The 6,573-nt window shown below is 43.9% G+C and carries 4 protein-coding genes and 1 pseudogene; 1 reads left to right on the top strand and 4 read right to left on the bottom strand.

From position 1 onward, the window contains the following. Positions 1-157 precede the first annotated feature (157 nt). The 3 genes and pseudogenes from LIQ05_RS17145 to LIQ05_RS17135 all read right to left on the bottom strand — a co-directional run bounded on the left by LIQ05_RS17145 (position 158) and on the right by LIQ05_RS17135 (position 4,142). Positions 158-1,036, bottom strand: coding sequence for a LysR family transcriptional regulator (locus LIQ05_RS17145; RefSeq protein ID WP_226822644.1), 879 nt, complete (start codon positions 1,034-1,036; stop codon positions 158-160). Positions 1,037-1,160: 124 nt separating this feature from the next. After that, entirely contained in the window at positions 1,161-2,363 is a 1,203-nt protein-coding gene (gene hydF, locus LIQ05_RS17140) for a [FeFe] hydrogenase H-cluster maturation GTPase HydF (protein WP_226822643.1), read from the bottom strand. 404 nt (positions 2,364-2,767) lie between these two features. Continuing rightward, positions 2,768-4,142: pseudogene (locus LIQ05_RS17135) on the bottom strand (sodium-dependent transporter). A gap of 201 nt (positions 4,143-4,343) precedes the next feature. Between LIQ05_RS17135 and LIQ05_RS17130 the strand changes: the two are divergent. Next, complete coding sequence (locus LIQ05_RS17130; protein ID WP_226822642.1) at positions 4,344-4,865, top strand: hypothetical protein; 522 nt, start codon at positions 4,344-4,346, stop codon at positions 4,863-4,865. A 192-nt stretch (positions 4,866-5,057) separates the two neighbouring features. On the opposite strand, the gene LIQ05_RS17125 is transcribed toward LIQ05_RS17130, so the two are convergent. Beyond that, positions 5,058-6,431 (bottom strand): MATE family efflux transporter, encoded by a 1,374-nt coding sequence (locus LIQ05_RS17125; RefSeq protein ID WP_226822641.1) that lies wholly within the window; start codon positions 6,429-6,431, stop codon positions 5,058-5,060. Between the last annotated feature and the right edge of the window lie 142 nt (positions 6,432-6,573).

The raw sequence follows: 6,573 nt of genomic DNA, 5'->3' as shown, positions 1-6,573 counted from the left end.
CAGTAGTCTTATTGTACTCTGAGGTATTTTCAAATTTCAACGTCTACGCTTTTTATTATACAGGAAGCTCCTGTTATGTCATTGAAATCAAATACGTCCTGCATATTATTATATATTTCGACATTCATTATGTCTAATACTTATATTACATGCATTACTATGCTTTATAGGCATTTATCTCCTCGATAAACTTACTGATCACAGGAGAATAGGGAATGTTTCTTCGCCATGCGATTACGGTACTGGTGTCGATTTTTGGGAAAAGCCTCCGCTGGATCAAAATGTCATTCTTCCAATATCTGGCAGCGCCTTCTATGGAAATGGGATAGCCAAGTCCATGCAGCGCCATAACCGCCGCATTGGTTCCAAGATTACTGGTAAACGCAATGTTCAGCTTTCCAAAATCTTTTCCAAACCAGTTGGCAATTTCGCTTTGGACGGTCACCCGCTCTGGCAGGATCAGGGGAAGATTTATTAAATCTTCTTTCGTGATCACTTCTTTTTCTGCCAGAGGATCGTCCGCTTTCAGAGTCACCACCCAGTGGTCACATCCAGGGATGCGGATATAATCCAGTCCTTCTGTGCTCATTGGCTCTAAGAAAAGCCCAATGTCTACCAGCCCTTTTCCCATCATATCGGAAATGGTATCTGCGGTTCCGGTGTGAATAGCGAACTGGACAAGAGGATACTTTTCCCTATAGCTTTTACAGATCTCCGCCAGTATTTCCACAGCCATAAATTCCCCGCAGCCTATAGTGATCTTTCCCTCCATAGCCTCGTTGCTGCCCTTGAATTCGTTTATGATCTTGTCTTCCATATCCACGATCTCAAGAGCACGTCTTTTTAGCAGAAGACCTTCATTGGTAAGGGTAATGCAATGTCCTCCTCTGTTGAACAATTTTGTCCCAAGATCCTCTTCCAGAGCCGCAAGCTGCCTGGAAAGGGTAGGCTGGGTGATATTCAGCTGTTCGGCGGCTTTGGTGAAGCTCTGTTCCTTGGCCACTGTCAGAAAATAGCGTAAGACTCTTAAATCCATAGAACCGTTCTCTCCTAAAAGTTTTTATATTGCATTTATGGGAAATGTGGATGAAAAAGGCTTTCTACAATTTTGCAGAAAGCCCCTTCTGTAGTTAAAAAAAACTGCATTTGTATCTGTTTTATCATAGCGTATCATGTATTTCCGGGAAAATCCGCAGGCTTCGTTCCAGGGTTCCAGTCACCATAGCGATCACAGTCCCATAATTGGTAAATGGTATTCCCTGATCTACCGTACAGCGCATGCGATACTGAACTTCTCTCTCTGTAAGCATACATCCTCCACAGTGCACAACCAGCGCATACGGACTTACATCCTCCGGAAAATCCCGTCCGGAACAGAATTCAAATTCCAGCTTTTTCCCACTGTACGCTCTCAGCCAGTTGGGAAGCTTCACCGTTCCGATATCGTTGCACTGGCGATGATGGGTACAGCCCTCTGCAATGAGAACCTTATCACCATCCTTCAGATTTTCCAATGCAGAAATCCCATTTACCGCAGTTTTCAGAAATCCCTTGTAATTCGCCATAAGTATGGAAAAAGAAGTCAGTGGGATAGAATCTGGTGTCACCTTTCCTACCAGCGCAAAAGCCTGGCTGTCGGTAATCACCATGGCGGCTTTGCCTCCCAGCTGTTCTAAAGTGGCAGCAAGTTCATGCTCTCGGATCACTACAGCAATGGCTCCAGCTTCCAGCACATCACGGATTGCCTGCTGCTGGGGCAGGATCAAGCGTCCCTTAGGTGCCGACTCATCAATGGGACAGACCAGGATCACCATGTCCAAAGGCTTTAGCAGCTGTCCCACAAGTTTACGTGTCATAGTATCTGTTTTTACCAGGGCCCCAAGACGCTCCTTTAATTCGTAAATATTGGTTCCTTCTGTGGCACTAACCCAGATTTCATTTTCTCCAGCTGTTGGCACATTCTGTATAAGATCCGCTTTATTATACACAACCAGATAAGGAATTTCTTTCTTCTGGAATAATTCCACCAATTCCTGGTCTGCCGTCTGCATTCCCACAATACCATCTACTACCAGAACTGCCAGATCCGTCTTATTTAGAATTTTCTTCGTCCGCAGCACCCGCAGCTCCCCAAGCTGTCCCACATCATCAATACCTGGGGTATCAATAATAACCACCGGTCCCAGTGGCAGAAGCTCCATCGCCTTTGTCACCGGATCCGTGGTAGTTCCTTTTATGTCCGACACAATGGAAAGCTCCTGCCCGGTAACTGCATTCACCACACTGGATTTCCCTGCATTCCGGCACCCGAAGAAACTGATATGGAGCCGATTTGCAGAAGGTGTTTGATTTAAACTACTCATAAAATAATCCTTCCTGCTGTTTTACTACAACTTTTCAACAACCAGCGATTTTGCAATGTATATTCATGTAGCCGTGCATTTCAGGAGCGGTTTCAGTGGAGCTGAGATCCGATGGTTACGGAGATTTAGCCGAGAGGGCTTTCCCGAGTGGCTTAGTCGTAGTTACCAGCTAGCCCAGTGGAATGCCTGGACGCACGGCGGTGAATATACATTGTGAAAGCGTGTACGGGAAACAAATTAGAATCTAAAATCCCTCTCTTCCTGCACGATCTTCTCCAATCTTTCTATCACAATGCCCTTACTTTTTCATTGGGAATGTCATCTAATTGCTCGTGGATCATTTTCTTTCCCAACACTTTTGTTTTTCTAAACAAATAAACCGCAGGATTCTGATATGAAAATATTTACATGGAAATGAGTCCAAATGCATTTGCCACAGAACTAAGCAGGATGATGACTGCAAAAATCGGGCAAAGATACTTGATCATAAAGTTGAACACTTTTTTTCTGCGGAAAGTGCCGCCTTCTGCAACCACTTCCTCTTCGATCTTCTCCACTCCCACTTTTCTGGAAATCAGGATACAAGTTGCAAAGGCTGCAATCGGCATCATCACCGAGTTCGTAAGGAAATCAAAGAAATCCAGGAACTGCATTCCAATAATTTTTACAAAGCCCAGCGGTCCATAACCAAGAGAAGAAAGAGTCCCAAGGAGGATCATGATCACTCCTACAATAACCGTTGCTTTCTTTCTATGCCATCTCAGCTCATCCTGGAAAGTAGATACAGCGCTCTCCGTCAAAGCAATGGAGCTGGTAAGTGCTGCACAAAGTACCAGTACGAAGAACAGGATTCCGATTGGAGTTCCCAGTCCCATGCTTGCAAAAACTTTCGGGATCGTAATAAACATAAGCGCCGGACCAGCCTGTAAGGTATCCGGATCTCCGCCTGAGAATGCAAACACAGCCGGAATGATCATCAGACCTGCCATGATCGCAATGGAGGTATCAAAAACTTCTACATTCTTGGTAGAGCCTTCGATAGATACCTCCTTTTTCATGTAGGAACCAAAGGTCACCAGAATACCCATTGCAATAGACAGGGAATAGAACATCTGTCCCATAGCTGCCACAACTGTCATCCAGGAGAAATTCTGGGGATTCGGCACCAGGAAATACTTTACACCGGCAAGGGCACCTGGTCTTGTTACAGAATAAACGGTGATAAGCACAGACAAAAATACCAGGATTGGCATCATAAATTTGGAAACACGTTCTACTCCATTTCGAACGCCCACATAAATAATTGCAATTGTTAAAAGTGCGAAAACAAGGAAACAGACTTCTGTAGAAGTACCGTTTGAAATAAATTCAGAGAAATATCCATCCTCTGCCAGCTTCTGGCTGTTACCTTTCACATATTCGATCAGGTATTTGATCACCCATCCGCCAATAACAGAATAATAGGGCACGATCAGCACTGGAATAATGGCGTTGATCCAGCCGCCAAAAGACAGCCACTTGGACTTTCCAAATTTACCAAAGGCGCCAAAAGGGACTTTTTCTTGTCATTCGGCCGAGAGCTGTCTCTGCTACAATCATAGAGTAACCGAAGGTAAGTGCCAGAATAATGTAAATTAGTAAAAAGATTCCGCCGCCGTATTTTGCTGCCAGATAGGGAAACCGCCATATATTTCCCAATCCTACGGAAGCTCCGGCTGCGGACAGTACAAATCCAAGTTTCCCGGAAAATGTACTTCGCTCGTGATGATGTTTTTCCATAAGTTATCCCTTCCACATACTTTAAATTTGTTTTGCTTCTTGTAAAGTTCAACTCTTATGATGATAACACGGTTTTCTTACAAAGGCAAATATTATATAAAAAAAGAGCGAAAAAAGAACAGAAATTATTGCTTTTAACCAAATATCATTCTATAATGAAAATTATCAATTACCATATATATGTTATGGAGGGTGCGGATTATGAACGAAGAATTATTTAACGAAGCAACGAAATCAAATGTTCTCACGAAGAAACTGATCGACCAGCTTCTGGAGAGCATGACCTACAGCAGCATCTCTTTTATCAACTGGACCATTGAGACCTTGTCACTGATTAAGGCCCGTCTGCAGCGCGGGGATCGGATTACAGACGAAGTCAGCGGAGAAGTTTACACCTTGTATTCTTTCCAGCAGTTTGTGGAGAAGAATTTCTCTTCTTACATAGCAAGCCAGGTGTTTAAAGAGACTTCTAAGCCTGAGAAAATTTACTTCTCACTGAAACCATGTGAAGAAGGCTACTCTCTGGTGGCAGCTGACTCAGACAGCAATAAGACATATGCCTGGATTTCCAGCCTGAGCAAACGATTCTCACTGGTAGAAATGATCGCTACCGGAATTGTATATGTGAAAGATACTCGTACCAATACCTATCAGCCATTTATTTCCGGAAAGGGGAAATATTGTAAGTATGATAAGGAAAAGGGAATTTTGGTAGAAATCTAAATAACCCAAAGTGCGTAAATGAGATAAGACCTGTTCTGCAAATTCTACCCGTTACCGCGGCAAGTGCCAAGGCTTCGTGCAGGCACGAGCTTTGGCTCACCTATCGTATAAAGCAAAGCGGACACAGATCACAATGCCATTACTGGACGTTTAGTAATGGCATTGCAGTCGGTGTCCACTTTTCATCAGATCCTATTGTTCAAAAATATCTTCCCGGGTAATATTTTTCGCCCACTCTCCCTTTCGGTAATGATGGAAAACCCAGGGCCATTTCACGAATTCGTCTGTACAGAGCAGAAAGTAAACCCACAACACCGGAAGCTTCAGTACAAAGGCAGCGAAGAAACCTAGCGGCACCGCATATACCCACATATCTACTGTGTCACAGATTAAGCCAAATTTCGTATCGCCCCCTGCCCGAAAGACACCTGCAATCAGTGCGGTATTTACTGCGGATCCCATAATATAGTAGGTGTTGATGAGAAGCATGTATTTCAGATAATGCATAGCGGTATCATTCAGGGAAGCAAATTTTATCACAAAAGGAGTGATGGCAAGGACGATCAGCCCTCCAAGTGCACCGGTGATCACAGTCAGCTTCAGCATTCTGGAAGCGTATCGCCTGGATTTTTCCAGATCTCCTTTTCCCATGATCTGTCCAAGAAGAATGGTTCCCGCACTTGCAATGGCAAAACAGAATACAGAGCCAATGTTCCGCACCACAGTAACCAGGGAATTAGCGGCCACTGCGTCAGTGCCAAGGTGTCCCAGGATTACAGAATACATGGAAAAAGCAACGCTCCAGGACAGGTCATTTCCAAGTGCCGGAAGTGACAAACGGATAAAGTCCTGAAACAATACTTTACTGCGAAGGAACATATACGCCAGATTCAGCTTCACATTTTTACTAAAGGAAGATACAACTACACAGCCAATCAGCTGGATCAGTCTTGATGCAGCGGTGGCAATTGCAACGCCGGTTGCACCAAGCTTCGGAGCACCGAACAGACCGAAGATAAAAACTGCATTTAGGAATATATTCAGAACAAATGCCAGCATATTCAGCGCCATACTGATAGTTACTCTTCCGATACTTCGAAGAACCGCCAGATAGATCTCCGAGATTCCCCAGCAGATATAGGTAACGCCCATAATGCGGATATAGGAGGAACCAATGGTGATCAGCTCAGGATCATTGGTAAATAGCCTCAGCATCATCTGAGGCGCAGTAAAAGCAACCAGGGCAACCAACAGGGAAATCAACACAGAGAAACGAAGTGCGATTCCCTCCACTACATGAATCGCCTGAAAATCCTTTTTACCGGCATATTGGGAGCACAAAAGAGAGGCTCCGGTACCGATGCCATAATACACCATAAATAAAATATTGGAATAATTGGCGGCCAGGGATACCGCCGAAATAGCGGACTGCCCCACGTAATTCAACATGATCACATCCGCTGAATTCACAGCCGCACTGAGCAGATTCTGAATAATAATTGGAACCGCCAGCCGGAAAATCTGCGGATAAAAATCATCTTTTCCAATTGAAAGTATTCTTTTCATTTTTCCTCCTTAGTGAATACCTATATTTAAATAAACTATTTGGTATTATACTGTTTTTCTGTCCCAAAAGCTATCTCTATTTTGACAGAAAATAACAATATTTTGACATTGAAAAGGCACTGTCTGAGACAAACATGCCAGA

Origin of the sequence: Blautia glucerasea, assembly GCF_020537505.1 — a bacterium.
GTDB lineage: Bacteria > Bacillota > Clostridia > Lachnospirales > Lachnospiraceae > Blautia_A.
Note: the sequence above shows the minus strand (reverse complement) of the source record. Positions and strands in the feature narration are given on the sequence as shown.

Excerpts from the sequence above, each read along its gene's own strand:
- LIQ05_RS17125 (WP_226822641.1), bottom strand. The coding sequence starts at position 6,431 with ATGAAAAGAATACTTTCAATTGGAAAAGATGATTTTTATCCGCAGATT.
- hydF (WP_226822643.1), bottom strand. The coding sequence starts at position 2,363 with ATGAGTAGTTTAAATCAAACACCTTCTGCAAATCGGCTCCATATCAGT.
- LIQ05_RS17130 (WP_226822642.1), top strand. The coding sequence starts at position 4,344 with ATGAACGAAGAATTATTTAACGAAGCAACGAAATCAAATGTTCTCACG.
- LIQ05_RS17145 (WP_226822644.1), bottom strand. The coding sequence starts at position 1,036 with ATGGATTTAAGAGTCTTACGCTATTTTCTGACAGTGGCCAAGGAACAG.